Consider the following 1,152-nt stretch of genomic DNA (forward strand, 5'->3'; position numbering starts at 1 on the left):
ACAGCTTAAGATTAATAGCAAGAGCTTTGTTGGCATATTCTAACGCTTTGTCTAAATTGCCTTGTTCTTGGTAGATTTGTCCTAGGTTGTTGTAACAAATTGCCACTTCAGGATGATTTTCCCCAAAAAGCTTAAGGTTAATTGCGAGGGCGTTGTGGGTATAATCTTTCGCTTTATCTAAATTGCCTTGATCTTGATAAATTTGTCCTAAGTTATCGTAACAAATTGCCACTTCAGGATGATTTTCCCCGAAAAGCTTAAGGTTAATTGCGAGGGCGTTGTGGGTATAATCTTTCGCTTTATCTAAATTGCCTTGATCTTGATAAATTTTTCTTAAGTTATCGTAACAAATTGCCACTTCAGGATGATTTTCCCCAAAAAGCTTAAGGTTAATGGCAAGTGCTTTAGCGCTATATTCTACTGCTTTGTTTAGGTTGCCTTGCTCTTGATAGATTAGTCCTAGGTTGTTGTAATTTGTTGCCACATTGAAATGAGTTTCACCAAAAAGCTTAATGTTAATAGCAAGGGCTTTCTCAGTATTCTCAGCCGCTTTATCTAAGTTGCCTTGGCCTTGGTAAATTTGTCCTAGGTTGTTGTAACGAATTGCCACGGCGGGATGATTATCACCAAAAAGCTTAAGTTTAATGGCAAGTGCTCTGTTGCTATACTCAGCCGCCTCGCCTAACTTGCCTTGGTCTTGGTAGATTTCTCCTAGGTTGCTATAATAAATTGCCACGTTGGGATGATTTTCGCCAAAAAGCTCAAGGTTAATAGCAAGCGCTTTGCTGGTATAATCTTTCGCTTTGTCTAAATTGCCTTGCTGGTAATAGATTTGTCCTAAATTACTGTAATTTTTAGCCACTGTGGAATGATTTTCACCAAAAAGCTTAAGGTTAATATCAAGCACTTTCTTAGCATATTCAGCTGCCTTGTCTAAATTGCCTTGTTCTTTGTAGATTGCTCCTAGATTGTTATAATCTGTTGCTACCTCGGCATGATTTTCACCGAAAAGCTTAAGGTCAATAGCAAGCGCTTTGTTGCTATACTCAGCCGCCTTGTCTAAATTGCCTTGTTTTTTGTAGATTCGTCCTAGGTTGCTGTAATCGATTGCCACCTTAGGATGATTTTCACCAAAAAGCTTAAAGTTAATGG

At 38.4% G+C, this 1,152-nt stretch carries 1 protein-coding gene; it reads right to left on the reverse strand.

The genetic code is table 11. The features are described 5' to 3' along the window. The coding region (locus DB41_RS01825) for a tetratricopeptide repeat protein (RefSeq protein ID WP_039383698.1) at window positions 1–1,152 on the reverse strand (1,152 nt) is incomplete at both ends.

The sequence above is a fragment of the Neochlamydia sp. TUME1 genome (assembly GCF_000813645.1).
In the GTDB taxonomy this organism is placed as follows: Bacteria; Chlamydiota; Chlamydiia; order Chlamydiales; family Parachlamydiaceae; genus Neochlamydia.